The organism is Microbacterium fluminis, from assembly GCF_051549805.1.
GTDB lineage: Bacteria > Actinomycetota > Actinomycetes > Actinomycetales > Microbacteriaceae > Microbacterium.
Genome location: NZ_CP196042.1, coordinates 2184716 through 2205195 on the forward strand (window position 1 = coordinate 2184716; position 20480 = coordinate 2205195).

General features: G+C 70.6%; 20 protein-coding genes, 1 tRNA gene and 1 other RNA gene. 15 read left to right on the top strand and 7 right to left on the bottom strand.

Annotated features, from left to right (window positions below):
• Entirely contained in the window at window positions 1–2598 is a 2598-nt protein-coding gene (locus tag ACSJDX_RS10520; RefSeq protein WP_438352633.1) for an ATP-dependent DNA ligase, read from the bottom strand.
• A 200-nt stretch (window positions 2599–2798) separates the two neighbouring features.
• On the opposite strand from ACSJDX_RS10520, the gene ACSJDX_RS10525 reads away from it, so the two are divergent.
• Window positions 2799–3764 (top strand): Ku protein, encoded by a 966-nt coding sequence (locus ACSJDX_RS10525; RefSeq protein WP_438352634.1) that lies wholly within the window; start codon window positions 2799–2801, stop codon window positions 3762–3764.
• A 2-nt stretch (window positions 3765–3766) separates the two neighbouring features.
• On the opposite strand, the gene ACSJDX_RS10530 is transcribed toward ACSJDX_RS10525, so the two are convergent.
• On the bottom strand, window positions 3767–4534 hold the full coding sequence (locus ACSJDX_RS10530) for a DedA family protein (protein ID WP_438352635.1): 768 nt from the start codon (window positions 4532–4534) through the stop codon (window positions 3767–3769).
• Between the two features lie 57 nt (window positions 4535–4591).
• A tRNA-Leu gene (locus ACSJDX_RS10535) sits at window positions 4592–4673 on the bottom strand.
• A 129-nt stretch (window positions 4674–4802) separates the two neighbouring features.
• On the opposite strand from ACSJDX_RS10535, the gene ACSJDX_RS10540 reads away from it, so the two are divergent.
• The 8 genes from ACSJDX_RS10540 (at window position 4803) to ACSJDX_RS10575 (ending at window position 10597) form a co-directional block, all read left to right on the top strand.
• Window positions 4803–6092 (top strand): alpha/beta hydrolase, encoded by a 1290-nt coding sequence (locus tag ACSJDX_RS10540; RefSeq protein WP_438352636.1) that lies wholly within the window; start codon window positions 4803–4805, stop codon window positions 6090–6092.
• Between the two features lie 65 nt (window positions 6093–6157).
• Window positions 6158–7315 carry a CpaF family protein gene (locus ACSJDX_RS10545; RefSeq protein WP_438352637.1) on the top strand — a complete coding sequence of 386 codons (1158 nt, stop codon included), beginning with the start codon at window positions 6158–6160 and terminating at the stop codon, window positions 7313–7315.
• Window positions 7312–8169, top strand: a complete 858-nt coding sequence (locus ACSJDX_RS10550; protein WP_438352638.1) for a type II secretion system F family protein — start codon at window positions 7312–7314, stop codon at window positions 8167–8169. The genes ACSJDX_RS10545 and ACSJDX_RS10550 overlap by 4 nt, the downstream gene beginning before the upstream one ends.
• Window positions 8166–9098 (top strand): type II secretion system F family protein, encoded by a 933-nt coding sequence (locus ACSJDX_RS10555; RefSeq protein ID WP_438352639.1) that lies wholly within the window; start codon window positions 8166–8168, stop codon window positions 9096–9098. The genes ACSJDX_RS10550 and ACSJDX_RS10555 overlap by 4 nt, the downstream gene beginning before the upstream one ends.
• A gap of 27 nt (window positions 9099–9125) precedes the next feature.
• On the top strand, window positions 9126–9329 hold the full coding sequence (locus ACSJDX_RS10560) for a hypothetical protein (RefSeq protein WP_438352640.1): 204 nt from the start codon (window positions 9126–9128) through the stop codon (window positions 9327–9329).
• Between the two features lie 2 nt (window positions 9330–9331).
• The gene (locus ACSJDX_RS10565) at window positions 9332–9724 is read left to right on the top strand and encodes a TadE/TadG family type IV pilus assembly protein (RefSeq protein ID WP_438352641.1); all 393 of its coding nucleotides are present in this window, start codon (window positions 9332–9334) and stop codon (window positions 9722–9724) included.
• The gene (locus ACSJDX_RS10570; RefSeq protein WP_438352642.1) at window positions 9699–10181 is read left to right on the top strand and encodes a TadE family protein; all 483 of its coding nucleotides are present in this window, start codon (window positions 9699–9701) and stop codon (window positions 10179–10181) included. The genes ACSJDX_RS10565 and ACSJDX_RS10570 overlap by 26 nt, the downstream gene beginning before the upstream one ends.
• Window positions 10178–10597 (top strand): pilus assembly protein TadG-related protein, encoded by a 420-nt coding sequence (locus ACSJDX_RS10575; RefSeq protein ID WP_438352643.1) that lies wholly within the window; start codon window positions 10178–10180, stop codon window positions 10595–10597. Before ACSJDX_RS10570 ends, ACSJDX_RS10575 begins: the two co-directional genes overlap by 4 nt.
• 57 nt (window positions 10598–10654) lie before the next feature.
• Here the strand turns inward: ACSJDX_RS10575 and ACSJDX_RS10580 are convergent, their stop codons facing one another.
• The 3 genes from ACSJDX_RS10580 to ACSJDX_RS10590 form a co-directional block, all read right to left on the bottom strand.
• Window positions 10655–12133 carry a catalase gene (locus ACSJDX_RS10580; RefSeq protein WP_438352644.1) on the bottom strand — a complete coding sequence of 493 codons (1479 nt, stop codon included), beginning with the start codon at window positions 12131–12133 and terminating at the stop codon, window positions 10655–10657.
• 92 nt (window positions 12134–12225) lie between these two features.
• Window positions 12226–12663: a Fur family transcriptional regulator gene (locus ACSJDX_RS10585; RefSeq protein WP_438352645.1), complete on the bottom strand. Its 438-nt coding sequence runs from the start codon at window positions 12661–12663 to the stop codon at window positions 12226–12228.
• Window positions 12664–12730: 67 nt separating this feature from the next.
• Entirely contained in the window at window positions 12731–14014 is a 1284-nt protein-coding gene (locus ACSJDX_RS10590) for an MFS transporter (protein ID WP_438352646.1), read from the bottom strand.
• A 20-nt stretch (window positions 14015–14034) separates the two neighbouring features.
• Here ACSJDX_RS10590 and prfB point away from each other — a divergent pair, with 20 nt between their 5' ends.
• From prfB to smpB, 5 genes are all read left to right on the top strand, one after another.
• A complete protein-coding gene (gene prfB / locus ACSJDX_RS10595; RefSeq protein WP_438352647.1) occupies window positions 14035–15144 on the top strand; it encodes a peptide chain release factor 2 in 1110 nt (369 codons plus the stop codon).
• Between the two features lie 38 nt (window positions 15145–15182).
• Complete coding sequence (locus ACSJDX_RS10600) at window positions 15183–15962, top strand: alpha/beta fold hydrolase (RefSeq protein WP_438352648.1); 780 nt, start codon at window positions 15183–15185, stop codon at window positions 15960–15962.
• A gap of 85 nt (window positions 15963–16047) precedes the next feature.
• Window positions 16048–17202: a cell division ATP-binding protein FtsE gene (gene ftsE / locus ACSJDX_RS10605; RefSeq protein WP_438352649.1), complete on the top strand. Its 1155-nt coding sequence runs from the start codon at window positions 16048–16050 to the stop codon at window positions 17200–17202.
• The gene (gene ftsX, locus ACSJDX_RS10610) at window positions 17199–18113 is read left to right on the top strand and encodes a permease-like cell division protein FtsX (protein WP_438352650.1); all 915 of its coding nucleotides are present in this window, start codon (window positions 17199–17201) and stop codon (window positions 18111–18113) included. The genes ftsE and ftsX overlap by 4 nt, the downstream gene beginning before the upstream one ends.
• A gap of 64 nt (window positions 18114–18177) precedes the next feature.
• Complete coding sequence (gene smpB / locus ACSJDX_RS10615) at window positions 18178–18654, top strand: SsrA-binding protein SmpB (RefSeq protein ID WP_438352651.1); 477 nt, start codon at window positions 18178–18180, stop codon at window positions 18652–18654.
• Between the two features lie 6 nt (window positions 18655–18660).
• Here smpB and ACSJDX_RS10620 read toward each other — a convergent pair whose 3' ends face one another.
• A complete protein-coding gene (locus ACSJDX_RS10620) occupies window positions 18661–19335 on the bottom strand; it encodes an SIMPL domain-containing protein (protein ID WP_438352652.1) in 675 nt (224 codons plus the stop codon).
• Window positions 19336–19498: 163 nt separating this feature from the next.
• On the opposite strand from ACSJDX_RS10620, the gene ssrA reads away from it, so the two are divergent.
• Window positions 19499–19868, top strand: a transfer-messenger RNA (tmRNA) gene (gene ssrA / locus ACSJDX_RS10625).
• Window positions 19869–20480 lie beyond the last annotated feature (612 nt).

A 20480-nucleotide genomic window follows, 5' to 3' on the forward strand; every position in this document is an offset into this window, starting at 1 on the left:
TCAGTCCTCGCGCGCGACGTCGGCGGGGGATTTGTCCGGCCGCAGACCGCGCCAGCGCGAATGGCGCAGGATGCCGCCGGGCGTGAACTCGGCGTACTCGACCTCGCCGACGAGCTCGGGCTGCACCCACAGCGCGTCGCGCGCATCGAGTGCCGGCACTCCGACGAGCGGGGTGGTGTCGGTGCGCAGCGGGTCGAGCAGGCCCTGCAGGGTGCGCAGCGTGCTCTCGCTGAATCCCGACCCGACCCGGCCGGCGTACTGCAGACCGTCCGGACCGGGGATGCCGAGCAGCAGCGATCCGAACGTCGCCGAGCGCCCGCCCTGCCCGGGCCGCATGCCGGCGATCACCACCTCCTGCGTGCGGGTGAGCTTCACCTTGAGCCACGACTGGGTGCGGATGCCGCGCCGGTACGTCGACGAGGGATCCTTCACCACGATGCCCTCGAGCGCGAACTGCCGGCTCGCCTCGAGCGCGCCGCGCACGTCGTCGAACACGGGCGGCACCACGATCGCGTCGATCGCGCTCGCGGCCAGGGTCTCCAAGCGCGCCCGCCGCGCGCGCAGCGGCAGGCCGGTGACATCACGACCGTCGGCGCCGAGCACGTCGAACAGGTAGTAGCGCACCGGCGTGCGCGCAGCCTCGCGTGCGATCTCGGCCGGCCGCGCGAGGTTCATCCGCGTCTGCAGCAGCGGGAAGCTCGGTCGCCCCCGCTCGTCGAGCGCGACGATCTCGCCGTCGACGATCGCCGGTTCGGGGCCGAGCCCCGCGTCGACGCCGCTGATCTCGGGGTACTTCGCCGTCGACTCGTTTCCGCTGCGCGCCCACAGGCGCAAGCGCCTGCCGTCCCAGACCCCGATCGCGCGGATGCCGTCCCACTTCGCCTCGGCCCACGGCTCGCCCCACCCCCGGGCGGCGCTCTCCGCGCGCTCCGGCGAGGCGGTCGCGGAGAGCATCGGACGAAGATCAGCGGATGCCGGGGGCCACGCGAGCGGGGGAGCGTCAGCCGTGCCGGCGGTTTCGGAGGAGATGTGCACAAGGGAGGACGATTCCGCCGAATCCCTCCTCCCTTGTGCATTTCTCCTCCCGAGCGCAGGCGCGGTCGCCGCCTGCGCCGCCCCGCGGGGCTCGTCCGCCTGCGCCGCAGCCCCGCGGGACTCGTCCGCCTGTGGTGAGGCGACCACGGGGGCGCCGTCGGGCTGCGGGCGGCCGGAGGCATCCGTCTTCATCCGGTGCATCAGCCACTGCGACTTGGGGCCCGCGCCCTTCGTGCGGATGAGCGCGAGACGCACCCGCCCGAGCGGGCCGCCCGGTCGGCCTTCGACCGTGACGATCACCTCGTCGTCGCGCCACTTCTCCAGCTCGTAGCGGCCGTCGTCCCAGATCGTGACCGAGCCGCCGCCGTACTCGCCACGGGGGATCGAGCCCTCGAACGCGGCGTAGTCCATCGGGTGGTCCTCGGTCTGCACGGCGAGGTTGTTGCGCGCGGTGGTGTGCGGCACGCCGCGCGGCACGGCCCAGCTGGCGAGCACCCCGTCGTGCTCGAGGCGGAAGTCCCAGTGCAGCGCGGTGGCGTGATGCTCCTGGACGACGAAGATCGGCAGTCCCTCGCTCGGCGGTGCGGCGGCCGGATCGGCGGGCACGGGCTCGGGGGTGCGGCCGGCCGTGCGCATCGAGATGTAGGTCGCGAGCGGCGCGTCGTCGCGGGCCCCCGCGTGCACGCCGAGGGGGGCGAGCGGGTCGCCGATCGTCTCGATGCGGTCGAGCACCTCGGTGAACGGCAGCTGCCGCAGGGCGGGGTCGTCGAGCTCGTCCCACGTGCGGGGTGCGGCGACGTTCGGGTGCGCGCGTCCGCGCAGCGAGTACGGCGCGATCGTGGTCTTCGCGCCGTTGTTCTGACTCCAGTCGATCAGCACCCGGCCGTCGCGGATCGCCTTCTTCATCGAGCTCACCACCAGGTCGGGGTGGTCCGCCTCGATCGCGCGCGCGAGCTCGTGCGCGAGGGCCGACGCCTGCTCGCTCGACTGACCCGGCGGAAGCGCCGCGTACAGCTGCAGACCCTTGCTGCCGCTGGTCACCGGGAAGGGATCGAGGCCCATGTGCCCGAGGATCTCGCGCGCCCACCGCGCAACCTGCGCGCACTCGGCGAGCCCCGCGCCCGGCCCGGGGTCGAGGTCGAGCACGAGGCGGTCGGCGTCGCCGCGCTCGCCCGCGGGCGTGAACCGCCACTGCGGCACGTGCAGCTCGAGGCTTGCGACCTGCGCGAGGTAGACGAGGGTGGGCACGTCCCCGACGAGCGGATAGTCCTTCGGGCCGCCCGAGTGCGGGATCGGCAGGCGGTGCACCCACGACGGCGCGCCCCGCTCGAGGTCCTTCGCGAAGAAGGACTGCTCCGGATGCTGCGCCGACCCGACCCCGTCGGGCCACCGCTTGCGCGTGACCGGCCGGCCCGTGACGTGCGGGATCATCGTCGGCCCGACCCGCGTGTAGTAGTCGATCACCTCGCCCTTGGTGGTGCCGGTGTCGGGATAGAGCACCTTGTCGAGGTTCGTGATGCGCAGGCGCCGCCCTCCGACCTGCACCAGCTGCTCGCCCGCCATGGCCCCATCCTGCCGTGCCCGTGCCACAGCGGGCCGACGACCGCGCCGCGCACAACTCCGGTTGATCCGGTCGACGGACGCGGCACACCCTCGGAAATCCGCCGATCGCACCGCGTCGGAATCACGACTGACCGGAGTTATGCACGGCGACTCGGGCGGAGCACTGGCCGCGGCATCCGTTTTACGTGTTCACTGGTCTCATGAGGGCGATCTGGAAGGGTGCATTGACGTTCGGGCTCGTGAACGTGCCGGTCAAGGTGTACTCCGCGACCGAGGACCACGACGTGTCGCTGCACCAGGTGCACAACAAGGACGGCGGCCGCATCCGCTACCAGCGCATCTGCGAGATCGACGGCGAAGTCGTGCCGTACGCCGACATCGACAAGGCCTACGACGACGGTGAGCGCACCGTCGTGCTGACGAAGGACGACCTCGACGCCCTGCCGTCGGAGCGCAGCCGCGAGATCGACGTGGTCGAGTTCGTGCCGTCGGACCAGATCGATCTGCTCACCCTCGATCGCGCCTACTACCTCGAGCCCGACTCCGCCTCGCCGAAGGCCTACGTGCTGCTGCGCAAGACCCTCGAGCAGACCGAGCGCACCGCGATCGTGCGGTTCTCGCTGCGGCAGAAGACGCGTCTGGCGGCGCTGCGTGTGCGTGACGACGTGCTCGTGCTGCAGACCCTGCTGTGGGCCGACGAGGTGCGCGAGGCGGCGTTCCCGGCCCTCGACGAGACGGTGCGCATCAGCGCGAAGGAGCTCGAACTGTCGGCGTCCCTCGTCGAGAGCTTCTCGAGCGACTTCGATCCGGCGGAGTTCACCGACGAGTACCAGGTCGAGCTGCGCACCCTGATCGACGCAAAGCTCGAGAAGGGCGACGCGCTCGACACCTCCGAGACGTTCGGCACCTCCGACGAGGACGACGACGCCGGTGGCGAGGTCATCGACCTCATGGCGGCGCTGCGCGCGAGCGTCGAGCGCAGCCGTGCGGCCCGCGGCGAAGGCGGCGGCAAGGCGGCGGATGCTGCGGCCACGGCCTCCGCGAAGAAGGCGGCCGGCGAGGCATCCGCCTCCAAGACGCCGGCGAAGAAGGCGACGACGGCGAAGGCGCCCGCGAAGAAGGCGCCCGCGAAAGCCGCGCCGAAGAAGGCCGCGAAGGCCTCCTGAGATCAGCCCTTCGGCGTGCCGTCGGTCGGGTGGGGCTGCTGCGGCCCGTGCTCGAAGACCTCTTCGTCGAGCACGAGCGACTCGGCCTCGGCGTGGTCGACGACCGCGTGGCCCTCGGCGGCGGCCTTGCGCGCCTTGCGGCGCTCGTTGAGGTAGTGGATCAGGGTGACGACCGCCGTGCCGCCGACGGCGAGCAGGAGGATCACGTCGATGTACCGCGTCACGAGGTCGCGCACCCACGGGATGTAGGCGATCAGGTAGCCGACCATCGTCAGACCGAAGCCCCAGATGAGGGCGCCGATGAGGTTGTAGAGCGAGTACTTCCGCCAGTTCATGTGACCGATGCCGGCCGCGACGGGGGCGAAGGTGCGCACGATCGGCACGAACCGCGCCAGGATGACCGCGAGGGCGCCGTAGCGCTCGAAGAAGCCGTTGGTGCGCTCGACGTTCTTCACGCTGAACAGACCGGACTCGCGCTTCTCGAACACGCGCGGGCCGCCCTTGTGGCCGATCCAGTAGCCCACCTCGCCGCCGAGGAACGCGGCCAGCGCGATCAGCAGCGACACCACCCAGATGTTCACGCCGAAGATGTTCGACGTGTGGGTGAGCAGGCCGGCGATGATCAGCAGCGTGTCGCCGGGCAGCAGGAACCCGATCAGCAGGCCGGTCTCGGCGAAGACGATGAAGCAGACCACGAGCAGCGCCCAGGGACCGGCCCACTGGATGATGGCGGTGGGGTCGAGCCAGGGGATGAGTGCGGCGTGGTGCATGAGATTCCCGTCGTTGCGGCGGTCAGATCGTTCGCGCGGAAGGTGGCCGACGCTCCGTGCGGAAGGTGGGACTTGAACCCACACGCCCGGAGGCACAGGAACCTAAATCCTGCGTGTCTGCCAATTTCACCACTCCCGCTGGTCTCACGATTCTAGCCGGGCTGCTGGGGATGTCCTGGGGGTGATCCCCCGGTTCGCCGGTCCGTGTCGCTCGCGGGATCGACGTACGGGCATCATGGTGGAGGCGCCGGTCGAGAGGGGTTCGCGGGTGGACGCGTTGTGGAGGCTTCCGGTCATCGCCGGACCCGTGCCGTGGATCGTGTACGCGATCGCCGCGGCACTGGTGCTCGTGCTCCTGATCGGGCCCCTCACGCCGCGACGACTGCTGCGGATGGTGCTGGGTGTCGCGATCGGCGGGCTCCTCGGTCTCGGAGCGTTCGTGCTGGCGGAGGGGAGCGGATGGCTCGCGGTCGCGCAGCCCCGCATCATCGCGGTGTGGGCGGTCGCCGTACTGGCCGCGGTCGGACTGGCGGTGGTCAGCCTGTGGGACGCGCGCGTCTGGCGGAAGGTCGTGGCCGTGTTCGCGATCCTGTGGTTCGCCCTGGCCGGGACGATCGGCGTCAACGCGGTCTTCGGTCTCAACCCGACACTCGGCAGCATCTTCGGCATCGTCGCCGATGACCCGGTACCGCTGCCCAGCCCCCACGGGTCTCATCCGGCGCGCGGACCGCTGCACGAGTGGTGGAGGCCACCGGCCGACATGCCCGTCAAGGGAACCCAGGGCACCCAGGTGATCCCGGCCACGATTTCGGGCTTCGGCGCCCGACCCGCCGGCATCTACCTTCCGCCGGCGGCTCTGGTGGCCGATCCGCCCGCTCTGCCGCTGGTGATCATGATGATGGGCTTTCCCGGCAACCCCGACCCGAGCTACATCGGCGGCGTCCTCGACGACATGGCCGCGAAGAACAACGGCCTCGCGCCGATCGTGATCGTGGCCGATCAGATCGGCAACGGCGACGATCCCGCATGCGCGGACTCGACGGCCTTCGGCAACGCCGAGACCTACATCAAGAAGGACGTCGTCGACTGGGCGAGGAAGAACCTGAACGTCCTGAAGGACCCGGAGCACTGGGTGATCGCCGGATACTCCAACGGCGGCGGCTGTGCGATCAAGTACGCAGCGCAGGAGCCGGGCGTCTTCGGCAACATCATCGACGTCTCGGGCGAGGAGTTCCCCGGGTCGGAGGATCCGGCGAGCGTCCTGGCGGAGATCTACGGCGGCGACTCCGCTGCATTCGAGGCGGCGAAGCCGATCAGCATCCTGCAGGCGGCGCCTCAGGGTGCGTACCGCGAGGTGAACGCGGTGTTCACCGCCGGGGGAGCCGACCCGGGTTACGTGGCTGTCGCGCAGAAGGTGTCGGATGCTGCGAAGGCCGCGGGCATGGCGGTGACCGACTACGTCGTGCCCGGCGAGGGCCACGTCGGGCCGGTTCTCCCGCTCGGTCTGCAGAAGGGCTTCGAGGTCCTGTATCCCGTCCTGGGGCTCTCGGCGCCATAGCGTTTTGCCGTCCGACCTGTGGATAACTTCCGCGGCGGGATCGCGGCACTTGCGAGGATGCTCGGGTGAGTCTTGCGCCCCGTCCCGTCGCCGCCGTGGCGAGCGTGGCCGAGCGCGTGCGGGAGCGACTGCGTGCCGAGCAGACCGATCCGACGAGGCATCCCGATGCCGCCGTCCAGATCGCGCGCGCCGAGGTGCGTCGGCACAACGACTTCGCGCTGGCTCGCGGCCTCGTGCCCGTCGACGACGAGGCGGGGTGCGTGCGCGACGTGCTCGCGGCGGTATCGGGCTACGGGCCGCTACAGGCGTACCTCGACGATCCGACGGTCGAGGAGCTGTGGATCAACGCCCCCGATCGCATCTTCGTCGCCCGCGCCGGGCGATCCGAGCGCGTACCGCTGGCGCTCACCGACGCGCAGGTGCGCGACCTGGTCGAGCGGATGCTGCACGCCACCGGGCGTCGCGTCGACCTCAGTCAGCCGTTCGTGGATGCGTCGCTGCCCGATGGCAGCCGTCTGCACGTCGTGATCCCCGACATCACGCGGAGGCACTGGTCGGTCAACGTCCGGAAGTTCCTCGCGGCCTACCGAGACCTCGATGCGCTGGAGGCGGCGGGCTCGCTCGCACCGGAGGCGGGTCGGATGCTGCGCGACGCCGTCCGCGGCGGGCGCAGCATCCTGATCTCCGGAGCGACGCACGCCGGGAAGACCACGCTCCTGGGCGCATTGGTGGGCGCCTGCCCGCCGTCGCACCGCATCGTCACGGTCGAGGAGACCTTCGAGCTCGCGATCGACGCGCCCGACCTCGTCGCGCTGCAGGGGCGGCAGCCCAGTCTCGAGGGGTCGGGCGAGGTCACCCTACGGCGCCTCGTGAAGGAGGCGCTGCGCATGCGTCCCGATCGTCTCGTGGTCGGCGAGGTGCGCGACGCCGAGGCCCTCGACCTGCTCCTGGCGCTCAACACCGGCGTCCCCGGAGCCGCCACCATCCACGCGAACTCCGCGCGCGAAGCCCTGTCGAAGCTCGCGGCGCTCCCGCTGCTGGCGGGCCGCAACATCGATGCCGGATTCGTGCTGCCGGCCGTCGCGACCTCCGTGCACCTCGTGGCGCACTGCGCGAAGGATGCCGCGGGTCGCCGCCGCGTCGTCGAACTCGTCGAACCCACCGGCCGCGTCGTGGGCGACGCCGTCGAGGCCCGCACCGTCTACCGGTGGGACGACGCATGACGTTCGTCTGGGGTGCGGTGCTGGCGGCGGGGATCCTCCTCGTGCTGTCGCCGTGGCTCTGGCCCGCCGGCCGTCGGCTCGCCCCCGCGCCGACGTCGAACGCCCTCGTCCGGCTGCTCGAGGGCGCGGGGTACGGGCACGTGCCCCCGCGCGTCGTGCTGATCGCCGGGCTGGCCGCCGCGCTGGTCTTCGCCGCCGTCGTCTGGCTCGTCGTCCCGGTGCCGGCGCTCGCCGTGGTCGCGGGAGTCCTCGGCGCGATCGCGCCCGTGCTCATCCTCCGCGCACGCACATCCCGACTGCGCCGGCAGCGCCGCGGACTGTGGCCCGACGTGTGCGACCTGCTGATCGCGTCCGTGCGCGCCGGCATGGCCCTGCCCGATGCGGTGGCGAGCCTGGCGGATTCCGCGCCGGTGGCGCTGCGCCCCGCGTTCGCGCAGTTCGGTCGGGACCTCGCGGCATCCGGTCATTTCGACTCCAGTGCCGAGAGGCTCAAGTCGGCGCTCGCCGATCCTGTGGCCGACCGCATCCTCGAGACGCTGCGGATGGCGCGGCAGGTCGGCGGAACCGAGCTCACGTCGGTGCTCCGCGCCCTGTCCGCCTCCGTCCGCGCCGACGTGACGCTGCGGGCCGAGGTGGAGGCGCGCCAGTCCTGGATCCGCGGCGCCGCGGTGCTCGGTGTCGTCGCGCCGTGGGTCATCCTGGCGATGCTCGCGGCGCGTCCCGAAGGTGCCCGTGCCTACTCCAGCCCCGAAGGGGTCGCTCTGATCGTGGCCGGCGCCGTCGTGTCGTTCGTCGCGTACCGCGTCATAGTGCGGATCGGCCGCCTGCCCGAGCCGCGGAGGTGGTTCGGATGAGTGCGATCGCCCTGACCCAGCTGGCCACCGCGATCGTGCTCGGCGCCGCCTTCGGGATCGGGCTGTGCCTGTTGCTCTCGCTCGCACCGCGGATCGGCGCGCCCAGCCTGTCCCGCCGCATCGCGCCGTACATCCGCGACGTCACCGATCCGCGCGGGACGACCGCGTGGACGTCTCCGGCGGCCACCGATTGGCGCGCGACGTGGGGATCCGTGCAGCATCGGTTCGCCGCGCTCGTCGGCGGATCGGATGCCACGGCCCGCCGCCTGCGGCAGTCCGGCTGGTCCATCGACGTGGCCGCGTTCCGGGGCCGCCAGCTCGCGGCGGCGGTCGCGGGCGTGCTGGTGGGCGGCATCCTGCTCGTGGTGCTCGCCCTGCTCGGACGATTCGCTCCCGCGCTCGTGCTGCTGCCGCCCGTGCTCGGTCTGGCCGGGGCGGTGGCGGCCGACCTCTGGCTGACCCGCGCGGCGAAGCAGCGCATGCACCGTATCGAGGAGGAGCTGCCGACGGTGCTGGAGTTCCTCGCGCTGTGCCTCTCGGCCGGCGAGGGTCTGCTCGACGCGCTGCGACGCGTGGGCGACGTGGGCGCCGGCGACCTCACCGGCGAGGTCCGTGCCATGGTGCTCGCGGTCGGCACCGGATCCTCCCTCACCGAGGCCCTCACACGTCTGGCGACGGGACTGCAGGTGCCCGCGCTGTCGCGCAGCGTCGACCACCTGGTCGCCGCGATCGACCGTGGTGCGCCGCTCGCCCAGGTGCTGCAGGCGCAGGCGTCGGACGCCCGCGAAGACGCGAAGCGCGTGCTCATCGAGCAGGCCGGGCGCAAGGAGATCGTCATGCTCGTGCCGCTCGTGTTCCTCATCCTCCCGCTCAGCGTCCTGTTCGCGGTGTTCCCGGGAGTGTTCATGCTGCGACTCGGAATCGGTTGACCGGCAACGGTCGGAAGGGGGGATCTGATGATCCGTGAACTCGGAGCCCACGCCCAGGTGCGATGGCGCTCGGCGTGGGGGAGCCTGCGCGACGACGACCGAGGAGACGTCCCGGGCTGGGTGCTGATCACACTCATGACGGCGGGCCTGGTCGTGGTGATCTGGGCGCTCGCCGGACCCGCGCTCGCGCAGCTGTTCGAGCAGGCGATCGCGCGGGTCTCCGGACTCTGACGGTGTCGCGGCTCCCGCTGCGGGATCTGCTGCGCGACGATCGCGGGTCGAGTCCGGTGGAGTTCGTGCTCGTCGGCACGCTCCTGACCTTCCTGACCCTCGCCGTGCTGCAGTTGGGACTCGCGATCTACGTGCGGAACGTCGTGCACGATGCCGCGGTCGAGGGTGCCTTCCACGCGGCGCTGGCCGACACGACCCTCGACGACGGAGCCGAACGCACCCGGGCGATCGTGACGCGCACCGTCGGCGGCGACTACGCGGGTGAGGTCGCCGTGAGGCAGAACGGTGCCGAGGTGGAGGTCACCGTCACCACGACGCTGCCGTTGATGGGTCTGCTCGGCGTGCCCCGCGCGATGGAGGTGACCGCGCGTGCCCCCGTGGAATCGTTGGGCTGAACGGGTCCGCGCTCGCGCCGGACTCCAGGACGACGACGGGTCTGCGGCGCTGGAGTTCATCGTGGTCGGGCTGTTGCTGCTCGTGCCCGTGGTCTACCTGATCGTGTCCCTCGGGTTGATCCAAGGCCAGTCGCTCGGTGTGGAGGCGGGTGCCCGGCACCTCGCCCGCACCGTGTCGCAGGCGACGGATGCCGCCACCGCCCGCGTCGAGGCGGCGCGGGTGCTCGACGCCGTGGTGGCCGAGTACGGCATCGACCCGGCGCACGTCGACGTGGCGATGTCGTGCCGCCCGGCCGGGGGCGCCTGTCCTGAGGCGGGCGCGACCGTCGTGGTGACGGTCACTGCGCGCGTGGCGCTGCCGCTCGTGCCTCCCGTGCTCGGCCTCGAACGGCTGGCGAGCATCCCGATCGAGGCATCCGCCGCGCAGAAGGTGTCTCGCTTCTGGGGTGCGGAATGACGCCGCGGGTGCCGCGTGACGAGGAGGGCAGCATCCTGCTCCTCACGATCGGCTACGCCCTGCTCGCGATCGTCGCCCTGCTGGTGTGCGTGAACGCCACGAGTCTGTACCTCGCGCAGAAGCGGTTGGACTCGGTGGCGGATGCCGCGGCCCTGGCCGGTGCGGACGGGTTCACCATCTCGCTCACGGGCGACTGGCCTCGCGCCGACCTCACGGACGACGGGGTACGTGATCAGGCCGCCGCGATCGTGACCGAGATCGGGCAGGGCGCGGTGCTCGTGTCGGCCGGTACGCCGGATGGCGCCTCGGCCCGGGTGACGGTGGCCGGGGCGTGGCATCCGCCGGTCTTCACGCTCTTCGTGCCGGACGGGGTCGCGCTGGAGTCGACGGCGACCAGCCGCACCGCGCTGCAGTGACCCACGAAGTCGGGAGCGGGGCGGCCCGCCCGGACCGCCCCGCCGTCGCGACCCCGCTCAGCCGAGCTGACCGGGGTCGATGGGTGCGGCCGACGGAGCGCCGGCGCGCAGACGGGCGCCGAGCGCGGCATCCACCGACGTCCAATACGCGTAGAACCGCTCACGGATGTCGTCCACCGTGATCGACGCGGCCTGGCCGAGCAGGGTGTCGACGAGGCGCTCCTTGGCGGCGTCGTCGTACACCTCGCGGTACAGGGTGCCGGCCTGGCCGAAGTCGTCGTCCTCGGCGTGCAGGGTCGCGGCGGCGCGCACGAGCGCACCGTCGTTCTCCCACGAGCCCTCTCCGGCCGCGGCGGCGTCGGCGGCGGGGCCGCCGAACGAGTTCGGCGCGTAGTTCGGGGCGCCGGCGGGGGAGAATCCGTGCCGCGCCGCGCCGTCCTGCGAGTAGTTGTGCAGGGGCGCGGCGTGGGGGGCGTTCACGGGCAGCTCGGCGTGGTTGGTGCCGACGCGGTAGCGGTGCGCGTCCGGGTAGCTGAAGACGCGCGCCATGAGCATCTTGTCGGGGCTGATGTCGATGCCCGGCACCGTGTTGGCGGGGGAGAAGGTGGCCTGCTCGATCTGCGCGAAGAAGTTCTCCGGGTTGCGGTCGAGGGTAAGGACTCCCACCGGCCGCAGCGGGTAGTCGGCGTGCGGCCACACCTTCGTGAGGTCGAACGGGTTGAAGCGGTAGCTCGCGGCATCCGCGTACGGCATGATCTGCACCGACAGCCGCCAGGCCGGGTGTTCGCCCGACTCGATGGCGGTGTGCAGGTCGCGGCGGAAGTGATCGGCGTCCGATCCGGCCAGCAGCTCCGCCTCGGCGGCCGGCAGAGCCTCGACGCCCTGCTCCGAGGCGAAGTGGTACTTCACCCAGAAGCGCTCGCCGGCGGCGTTGATCCACTGGTACGTGTGCGAGCCGTAGCCCTGCATGTGCCGCCAGCTGCGAGGCAGGCCGCGGTCGCCCATGAGCCAGGTGACCTGGTGCGCCGACTCGGGGGAGAGGGTCCAGAAGTCCCACTGCATGTCGGCGTCGCGCAGGCCGGAGCCGGGGAGGCGCTTCTGCGAGTGGATGAAGTCGGGGAACTTGATGCCGTCGCGGATGAAGAAGACGGGCGTGTTGTTGCCGACGAGGTCGTAGTTGCCCTCGGTCGTGTAGAACTTCACCGCGAAGCCGCGCGGATCGCGCCAGGTGTCGGGCGATCCCTGCTCGCCCGCCACCGACGAGAAGCGCGTGAGCGCCTCCGTGACGGCGCCCGGCTGGAACAGCGCGGCCCGCGTGTACGCCGAGACGTCGTGCGTGACCTCGAAGCGGCCGAACGCGCCGCCGCCCTTCGCGTGCACGACCCGCTCCGGGATGCGTTCGCGGTTGAACTGCGCGAGCTTCTCGACGAGGTAGCGGTCGGAGAGGGCGGTGACCCCGTCCGGGCCGACGGTGAGCGAATGCGCGTCGCTGGCGACGGGTGCGCCCGACTGGGAGGTGGTGGGAGGAACGGACATGGGGGTGTCTCCTTCGTTTCTGGCGGGGATTGCGGGCGCGACGAAGAGACCTCGCCTCGGAAGAGGCGGGCGACGACGTCGCAGAACGGGGTTTAGGGAGTTGCGGGCAGTGCGGTGGCGGCCTGACACGCGGGGCACAGGCCCCAGAACGTGACTTCGGCGGTGGTGATGGCGAATCCCGCCGCCGACGACGGGGTGAGGCACGGCGCGTCGCCGATGACGCAGTCCACGTCGGCGACGGCTCCGCAGTGGGAGCACACGACGTGGTGGTGGTTGTCGCCGATGCGCCGTTCGTAGAGCGCGGCCGACCCGGCCGGCTCGATGCGGCGGATCAGACCGGCCGCGGTGAGGTCGGCGAGGATGTTGTGCACCGACTGGATCGACGTGCTCGGCACGATGGCCGACACGGCGCGGAAGAGGCGCTCCGCGTCGGTGTGGGGCAGGGAGGCGAGCGCCCCGAGGACGGCGAGACGACCCTCGGTCGCCCTCAATCCGGCACTGCGCAATGCCTTCTCGAGCTCCGTGTCCATGCACACCACCCTATGCCTGATTTGAATGATTCAAAACTGGGAGGAGTCGATGAACCGACCCCGTGGGCTATGGCCGCGGCACGAACCGCGGCACCCAGCGCACGAAAGCGGAGGCACCGAGCAGCCCGATCACGCCCATCGCGCCGGTCGCCAGAGCCAGTGACGACACCGCCGCGATCCCGGAGAGCAGCAGCGGCGCGATCGCTCCTCCGGCGTCGGTGAGCGTGCGCCACGACCCGAGGAACGGTGCCGGGTTCTCCGGCGGCGCGACGTCGGCGCCGATGGTGAGCAGGATGCCGCTGGAGAGCCCGTTCCCCACGCCCAGCACGGCGGCGAACATCGCGAACCACATCGCCGCCGACCCGAGGTCGTGCGTGAACGACAGCGCGATGAACGCCCCGCCCATCAGCACCATGGCCGGCAGCGCCGCCCACAGCCGTCCGAACCGGTCCATCACCTGGCCGCTGGCGTAGAAGAGAGCGAAGTCGATCGCGCCCGATATGCCCACCACGAGTGCGATCGTCTGCGCGTCGAGTCCGATCGACACACCCCACAGGGGCAGGGCCACCTGGCGGGCGGAGCGGACGGCGGAGAGGGATGCCGCGGCCAGTCCGAGGCGCGACAGCACGCCGCGGTAGCGCCACATCGTGCGGAACACCCCGGCGCGCTCGACGGCGGGGATCGACCCGGTCACCGCCTCGCCGGTGTCCTCGCCCGCCTCGAGCCGTGCGGCCGCCGGTGCGTCGTCGGGAAGCGGCTGACGCTCCGGATCCGGTCCGAGGAGCACGAGCAGCACCGTCGCGACGAGGCACAGGGCGAAGAACCAGATCGCGGAATGCTCGTCGTCGAACACCGCGAGGAGCCCGGCGGCGACGAACGGACCGACGAACAGCCCGAGCCGGAACGATCCGCCCAGCAGCGACAGGGCGCGCGCGCGGAACGCGACCGGCACGCGCGTGGTCATGAACGAGTGACGCGCCAGGCCGAACGAAGCGGCGCACACACCGATGAGGAACGCGGATGCCGCGAGCACAGCGAGAGAGGGGGCGAGCAGCATCCCCACCAAGCCGAGCAGGGCGATGGTTCCGGCGACGGCCATCGTCAGACGCTCGCCGAAGCGCGCGACGGCCCAGCCCGCGGGCACGTTTCCGCACAGCTGTCCGACGACGAGGGTCGAGGCGATCAGGCCGGCTCCCGCGAGGTCGGCGCCGAGCTGCGACGCGATCACCGGCAGGAGCGGGATGACGGCGCCCTGGCCGAGGGCGAACAGGAGTGCCGGGCCGTAGACCATGGGCCCGAACATCCGCAGGACTGTGCCGGCCCCGGAGCCGTCGCGAGATGTCACGTGCATCCACGTTAGTCTGGAGTGTCATGCTCGATCTCGATATCTCCGCCGACATACAGGCCGTCCGCTCGACCTTCGCCGACATCAAGGCGGTCGTCGACGTCGACGCGCTGACCGCCGAGATCGCCCGCCTCAGCGAGGAGGCCGGCGCGCCCGACCTCTGGGACGACACCGAGAAGGCGCAGAAGGTCACCAGTGCGCTGAGCCACCGCCAGTCGGAGCTCGCCCGGGTCACCGCGATCGAGCGCCGCCTCGACGATCTCGACGTCCTCGTCGAGCTCGCGCTCGAGATGGACGACGAGGATTCCGCGGTCGAGGCGCGCAAGGAGCTCGCCGAGCTGACCGAGGTCGTCAACCAGCTCGAGGTGCAGACGCTCCTCGACGGCGAGTACGACGACCGGTCGGCCGTCGTGACCATCCGCTCCGGTGCGGGCGGCGACGACGCCACCGACTTCGCCGAGATGCTGATGCGCATGTACCTGCGCTGGGCCGAGCGCCACAAATACCCGGTAAAGGTGATGGACACGTCCTACGCCGAGGGTGCGGGCATCAAGTCGGCCACATTCGAGATCGACGCCCCCTACGCCTATGGCACGCTGTCCGTCGAGGCCGGCACTCACCGTCTCGCGCGGATCAGTCCCTTCGGATCGGCCGACAAGCGCCAGACCAGCTTCGCCGCCGTCGAGGTCATCCCCGTCATGGAGGAGGCCGTCGAGGTCGAGGTGCCCGAGGGCGACATCCGCGTCGACGTCTTCCGCTCGTCCGGCCCCGGCGGCCAGTCGGTGAACACGACCGACTCGGCCGTGCGCATCACGCACCTGCCGACCGGGATCGTCGTGTCGATGCAGAACGAGAAGTCGCAGATCCAGAACCGCGCCGCCGCGATGCGCGTACTGCAGACGCGCCTGCTCATCCTGCAGCGCGAGCAGGAGGCGGCGAAGAAGAAGGAGCTGGCGGGCACGATCACCGCCAGCTGGGGCGACCAGATGCGTTCCTACTTCCTCTACGGCCAGCAGCTCGTGAAGGACCTGCGCACCGGCTACGAGGTCGGCAACCCCGCCTCGGTGTTCGACGGCGACCTCGACGGCCTGATCGCCGCCGGTATCCGCTGGCGCAAGCGCCCGGAAGAGGATTGATTCCTCAGCCTGGAGCGCTTCCCGACTAGGCTCGCGACATGATTGAGGTACTCGGCGATTCCGGTCCTGCTGTTCTGCTCCTCCCGGGTGGGGCGGAGGGCGTCGACGGCTTCTTCCCCGGCCTGCTCGAAGGGCTGCGCGAAGACCCCGGTTGCCGCATCATCCTCTACGACCGGCCGGGTAACGGTCCGTCCAACGAGACCGAGGGGCTGAGCAAGGCGACCGCGGCCCTTCATGCCGCCATCGCCGAGGCAGGTACGGGACCGGTCGTCGCGATCGGTCAGAGCCTTGGCGGCGCCGTGGCCGTGATGCTGGCGGCGGACTATCCGGAGGATGTCGCGGGGCTGGTCCTCATCGACCCGACCCCGGTGCACGACCCTGAACTCGCCGCGAAGATCGCGAAGCAGACGGACAGCACCGTCAAGCTCATGGGCATGCCCGTGATCGGCGGGCTGCTGTCGGGGATGCTGCGCCGCAGCGCGGAGAAGTCCGCACGCAAGCACAATATGGCGCCCGAGATGCGCGCCGCGACGCTCAAGATCGCGGACCTCGACGCGCCCAAGCTCGGTCGCGCCCTCACGGGGATGGAAGCCGTGTCGAAGCGGCTGGACACGTCGAAGATTCAGGGCGTCCCGGCCGTCGTGATCACCGCCGATCGCAAACGCGGCCACGTCTTCCGCCGCGCCCACGAGACCCTGGCTGCGCAGATCGGCGCGCCGGTGCTGTCGTGGCCGGGAGTCGAGCACCAAGGCCACCTGACCCACCCCGCCGAGGTTCTCGAAGCCAGCCGAGACGTCATCCGCGCGGCCTCGGCATAGCCGTCGCATAGTCCCGACGCGGATGCCGCGTCCCGCGAGTGTCGCGCGGGGGGTCGCCCGGACACGCGCTTAGGCTGGCACGGCCATGATCAGGTTCGAGAACGTCACGAAGCGCTATCGCGGCACTTCCAGACCCGCACTCAACGATGTCGGCTTCGAGGTGCAGCGCGGGGAGTTCGTCTTCCTCGTCGGGGCCTCCGGTTCGGGGAAGTCCTCGTGCCTGCGCATGATCCTCCGCGAGGAGCGCCCCTCCGACGGTCGCGTCGTCGTGCTCGGTCGCGATCTGCGCACCCTCAGCAACCGCAAGGTGCCGTACTTCCGCCGGCACATCGGCGCGGTGTTCCAGGACTTCCGGCTGCTTCCGTCGAAGACCGTCTTCCAGAACGTGGCCTTCACGCTGCAGGTGATCGGATCCTCGAGCGCGTTCATCAAGCAGGCCGTTCCCGAGGTGCTCGCCCTCGTGGGTCTGGAGGGCAAGGGCAAGCGCTTCCCGCACGAGCTGTCCGGAGGCGAGCAGCAGCGCGTGGCGATCGCGCGCGCGCTGGCCAACCGCCCGCAGGTGCTGCTGGCCGACGAGCCCACCGGAAACCTCGACCCCGGGACCTCCGTCGACATCATGCAGCTGCTCGCGCGCATCAACGCCAACGGCACGACCGTGGTGATGGCGACGCACGAGGCCGGGTTCGTCGATCAGATGCAGCGACGCGTGATCGAGCTGCGCGACGGCGTGATGCTGCGCGACGAGCGACACGGCGGATACGGCGACACCTCCAGCATCCCGAGCCTCGCTCCGGAGCCCGAGCGGGGTGCGGCCGCCATCGCGGCGCTCACCGCGGTGCTCGAGGTGCAGCGCGAGGTCAACGCCGTCGGTGCGGTCGAGCCGCAGGCGATGGATGCCGCGGTCGAGGCCGTCGAAGAGGTGGTCAGCTCGTCGCTGAGCGAGGCGGAGGCGACGGATGCTGCGGCCAAGGCCGCTGCTCTGGCCGCCGCCCGGCAGCCGGCGATCACCCGACCCGCCGCCGAGCCCCGCCCGATCACCCGCCCTGCGGCGATCGTCAGTCCCGCCCCGGCGCCCGTGCAGGACCCGCTCGAGGCTCCTCCTGTCGAGAAGAAGCCGGAGCCGGCGACCTCGACCCAGGGCATCCCGGTGATCGACATCCCCGACGTCGCCGAACTGGGCGTCGCCGATCGCCTCGGCCTCGGCGCCGACGGCGAAGACGAAGTGGGGCCCACGTCGTGAGGTTCGGTCTCATCCTGGGCGAGGCGCTGTCCGGCCTCCGCCGCAACGCCTCCATGGTCATCTCGGTCGTGCTGGTCACGTTCGTCTCGCTCACCTTCGTCGGCGCGGCGATGCTCATGCAGATGCAGATCGGCACGATGCGCGCGTACTGGGTCGACCGCGCCCAGGTCACGATCTACATGTGCACGTCGGCATCGACCGTGCCGCAGTGCACCGGCGGCGTGGCCACCGAGCAGCAGGTCGCCGACGTGCGCGCGAAGCTCGACAGCGCCGCCATCGCGCCGCTAGTGCGCGACGTGCGCTTCGAGACGCAGCAGGAGGCGTACGACAAGGCGCTGCAGCAGTTCCCGTCCGACTACGGCAGCGTGCTCTCGCCCGATCAGTTCAACCAGTCGTTCTCGATCAACCTGGTCGACCAGCAGCGCTCCGACGTCATCATCGAGGCGTTCCAGGGGCAGACGGGCGTCGAGGAGGTCAAGGATCAGCTCCAGTACCTCGAACCCCTGTTCTCCGCGCTCACCGTCGCGACGTACATCGCCGTCGGCATCGCCGGACTCATGCTCGTGGCCGCGGTGCTGCTGATCGCCACCACGATCCGATTGTCGGCGTACGCGCGCAGGCGTGAGATCGGCATCATGCGCCTGGTCGGGGCATCCAATCGCTTCATCCAGACCCCGTTCATCCTGGAGGGCGTCTTCGCCGCGTTCATCGGCTCGGCGCTGGCCAGCGGGGCCGTGCTCGCCGGGGTGCACTTCGGGGTGAACCAGTATCTGCGCGGGCGGATCGCCTTCGTCACGACATGGGTCGGCATGGGGGAGGCGTGGACCGTGATCCCGGTGATCGTGGTGATCGGCATCGTGCTCGCGGCCTTCTCAGCGGGCTTCGCGATCCGACGCTGGCTGCGGGCGTAGGACGCCGCACGCCGGGGTCGGCTAGACTGACGGGCTGCACACCACCCATCGGATCGGAAGAGTCATGCCCAGGGAACGCGGGGAGAAGGTCATCGCGACCAACCGTCGCGCGCGCCACGAGTACGCCATCGAGAAGTCGTACGAGGCGGGCATCGTGCTCACCGGCACCGAGGTGAAGTCGCTGCGCCAGGGGCGGGCGAACTTGTCGGACGGCTATGCGTACATCGACGGCGGCGAGGCGTTCCTCGACGCCGTGCACATCCCGGAGTACTCCCAGGGGCACTGGACGAACCACTCGACCAAGCGCACGCGCAAGCTGCTGCTGCATAAGGACGAGATCATCAAGCTCTCGCACGCCGTGTCGGCGGGCGGCTACACGCTGATCCCGCTGAAGCTGTACTTCTCCGACGGACGCGCAAAGGTCGAGATCGCGATCGCCAAGGGCAAGCACGAGTGGGACAAGCGTCAGACCATCCGCGAACGGCAGGACAAGCGCGAAGCGGAGCGTGCGATGCGCTCGAAGAACCGCCTCGGCGAGTAGCGGCGGTCAGCTCGCGACGAAGCGTGCTTCGACGGCCGCGGTGAGCGTGATGTCCGCCAGCTGGAACTGCATCGCCGGGGCGCCGCTCGCGGCATCCATCGCACTGAAAGCGGCGCGCATCATCTTGGGTGCGGCGGGCGAGGGGGCCGCCTCGCCGCGGGTGAGCAGGCCGAGGTCGGCGATCTCGAGGGGCGTGATCGCGTCGCGGCCGATCGCTCGCGCATACGCGGTGGCGCGGGCGACCGCGACCGCGACGGCCTGGGCGGCGACCTCCTGCTCGCGGGCGGAGCGTGTCGCAGGCGAGAGCTGCCAGTCGACCCAGCCCACCTGTACGCCCTCGCGGTCGGCGATCGTCGAGACCCACTCCGACAGAGCGGCGAAGTCCGAGAATGTGGCCGTCGCATCGACCGACGCGTAGTGCACGGGCGACAGGCGCGTGCCGTCGGCGTTCCAGGGGCGGTCGGACCAGACGGCCATGCTCTGGCTCGACCAGTCGTCGACGGTTCCGGATGCCTCGCGTGCCGACAGCTCGTCGCGCACCGCGGCCGCGAGTGCGGCCACACGCTCCACCACCGGCGGCCGAGAGTGACCCTCGGCGCGCACGGTGAGGTGCACGACGCCCCGCTCCGGCGCGATCCGCACCTCGTGCTCGCCGCGGACGGTGATGATCACTTCGGTCATAGGAGCACTGTACGAGGCCCGTCGGGTCCGCGTCACGTCGCCGGACCGGGCGCCGGAATGACGGATGTCGCCGATCCGTTGTATCCTGATGTGCTCGGGTGCCTGAGGCATCTGATCTGGAAATTCAACAGCGTGACAGCGGCTCCTTCGCAAGAAGGCTCACGGGGATGATCGGTTTCGACATCGCTTGTGAATCTACGAGAAGCGGGCCGAGGATGCAGGGTTATCTCGTAAACGATCTCTGCAAAACCATAGTTGCCGAAACCAAGCGCAACGACTTCGCCCTCGCTGCCTAAGCGAGCCCGATAGTCCGTCAGACCGTGGGTGATCCCGACACGGATTCTGGCGTCATCTAGGGATCTTGCTGTGCGATGGCGTCTGGACGTCGCACGGGACTCTTCCCAGGCTGGGCTCGTCGACTTAGGTGTCTGTGACAAAGGTCGGAGCCGAGCAGAACGCTTCCACAGACTGCGCCCGGAGAAGACGCAGAGACTCAGCGTTGGACGGGGGTTCGATTCCCCCCATCTCCACCGTTCGCAAGAACAGCCGCTGTCGCACAAGAGGGCTCGGGAGCCGCGGAATCACGCGGATCTCGAGCCTTTTTGCTCTTCTGAACGGTCGCGGTGCGTGCATCGAGCTTCCTTTCCTCGCCCCGATCGCCGGACGGCCGGTGGGAGCGCGTCCCGAGGATGACATTGTGCTTCGGCGAGTCCGGGGTTACATTCGCCGAAGGTTGCCCCCAGACCCCGGTCGACTCCATTCGCGCATTCGTGCGCATCCATGGAGGCATCGTGATGATCTCGGTCGACCCGGAGGATGGATCCCCTTCGAGCGAGGCGTTCGATGAGCGCGTCGTCTGGGTTCTGGTGGAGCCCGGACTGCACCTCGCTCGGCGGGGCAGCAGTCCCGTCGGCTACGTGCTCGCTGTCCGGGGCGGGTTCGTGGCGTTCGACGCGGCGTCTGTGCCGCTCGGCAGGTTCCCACGCCTCGGCCGCGCACGGCGATCGGTCGTTCCTCCCGGCGAACACCTCCGCGAGCGTGTGCGAGATGTGCGCGCGTGGATCGGTCGATGTGTCGCGTCCGCGAGTTAGCGAGTGCGGAGGTGGCAAGGCGAGCAACCCGGTACGGAGGACCGCGAGGTGTAG

Coding starts and splice junctions, on each gene's coding strand:
- ACSJDX_RS10520 (WP_438352633.1), bottom strand. CDS start 2,598: ATGGCGGGCGAGCAGCTGGTGCAGGTCGGAGGGCGGCGCCTGCGCATC.
- ACSJDX_RS10525 (WP_438352634.1), top strand. CDS start 2,799: ATGAGGGCGATCTGGAAGGGTGCATTGACGTTCGGGCTCGTGAACGTG.
- ACSJDX_RS10530 (WP_438352635.1), bottom strand. CDS start 4,534: ATGCACCACGCCGCACTCATCCCCTGGCTCGACCCCACCGCCATCATC.
- ACSJDX_RS10550 (WP_438352638.1), top strand. CDS start 7,312: ATGACGTTCGTCTGGGGTGCGGTGCTGGCGGCGGGGATCCTCCTCGTG.
- ACSJDX_RS10555 (WP_438352639.1), top strand. CDS start 8,166: ATGAGTGCGATCGCCCTGACCCAGCTGGCCACCGCGATCGTGCTCGGC.
- ACSJDX_RS10560 (WP_438352640.1), top strand. CDS start 9,126: ATGATCCGTGAACTCGGAGCCCACGCCCAGGTGCGATGGCGCTCGGCG.
- ACSJDX_RS10575 (WP_438352643.1), top strand. CDS start 10,178: ATGACGCCGCGGGTGCCGCGTGACGAGGAGGGCAGCATCCTGCTCCTC.
- ACSJDX_RS10580 (WP_438352644.1), bottom strand. CDS start 12,133: ATGTCCGTTCCTCCCACCACCTCCCAGTCGGGCGCACCCGTCGCCAGC.
- ACSJDX_RS10585 (WP_438352645.1), bottom strand. CDS start 12,663: ATGGACACGGAGCTCGAGAAGGCATTGCGCAGTGCCGGATTGAGGGCG.
- ACSJDX_RS10590 (WP_438352646.1), bottom strand. CDS start 14,014: ATGCACGTGACATCTCGCGACGGCTCCGGGGCCGGCACAGTCCTGCGG.
- prfB (WP_438352647.1), top strand. CDS start 14,035: ATGCTCGATCTCGATATCTCCGCCGACATACAGGCCGTCCGCTCGACC.
- ACSJDX_RS10600 (WP_438352648.1), top strand. CDS start 15,183: ATGATTGAGGTACTCGGCGATTCCGGTCCTGCTGTTCTGCTCCTCCCG.
- ftsE (WP_438352649.1), top strand. CDS start 16,048: ATGATCAGGTTCGAGAACGTCACGAAGCGCTATCGCGGCACTTCCAGA.
- smpB (WP_438352651.1), top strand. CDS start 18,178: ATGCCCAGGGAACGCGGGGAGAAGGTCATCGCGACCAACCGTCGCGCG.
- ACSJDX_RS10620 (WP_438352652.1), bottom strand. CDS start 19,335: ATGACCGAAGTGATCATCACCGTCCGCGGCGAGCACGAGGTGCGGATC.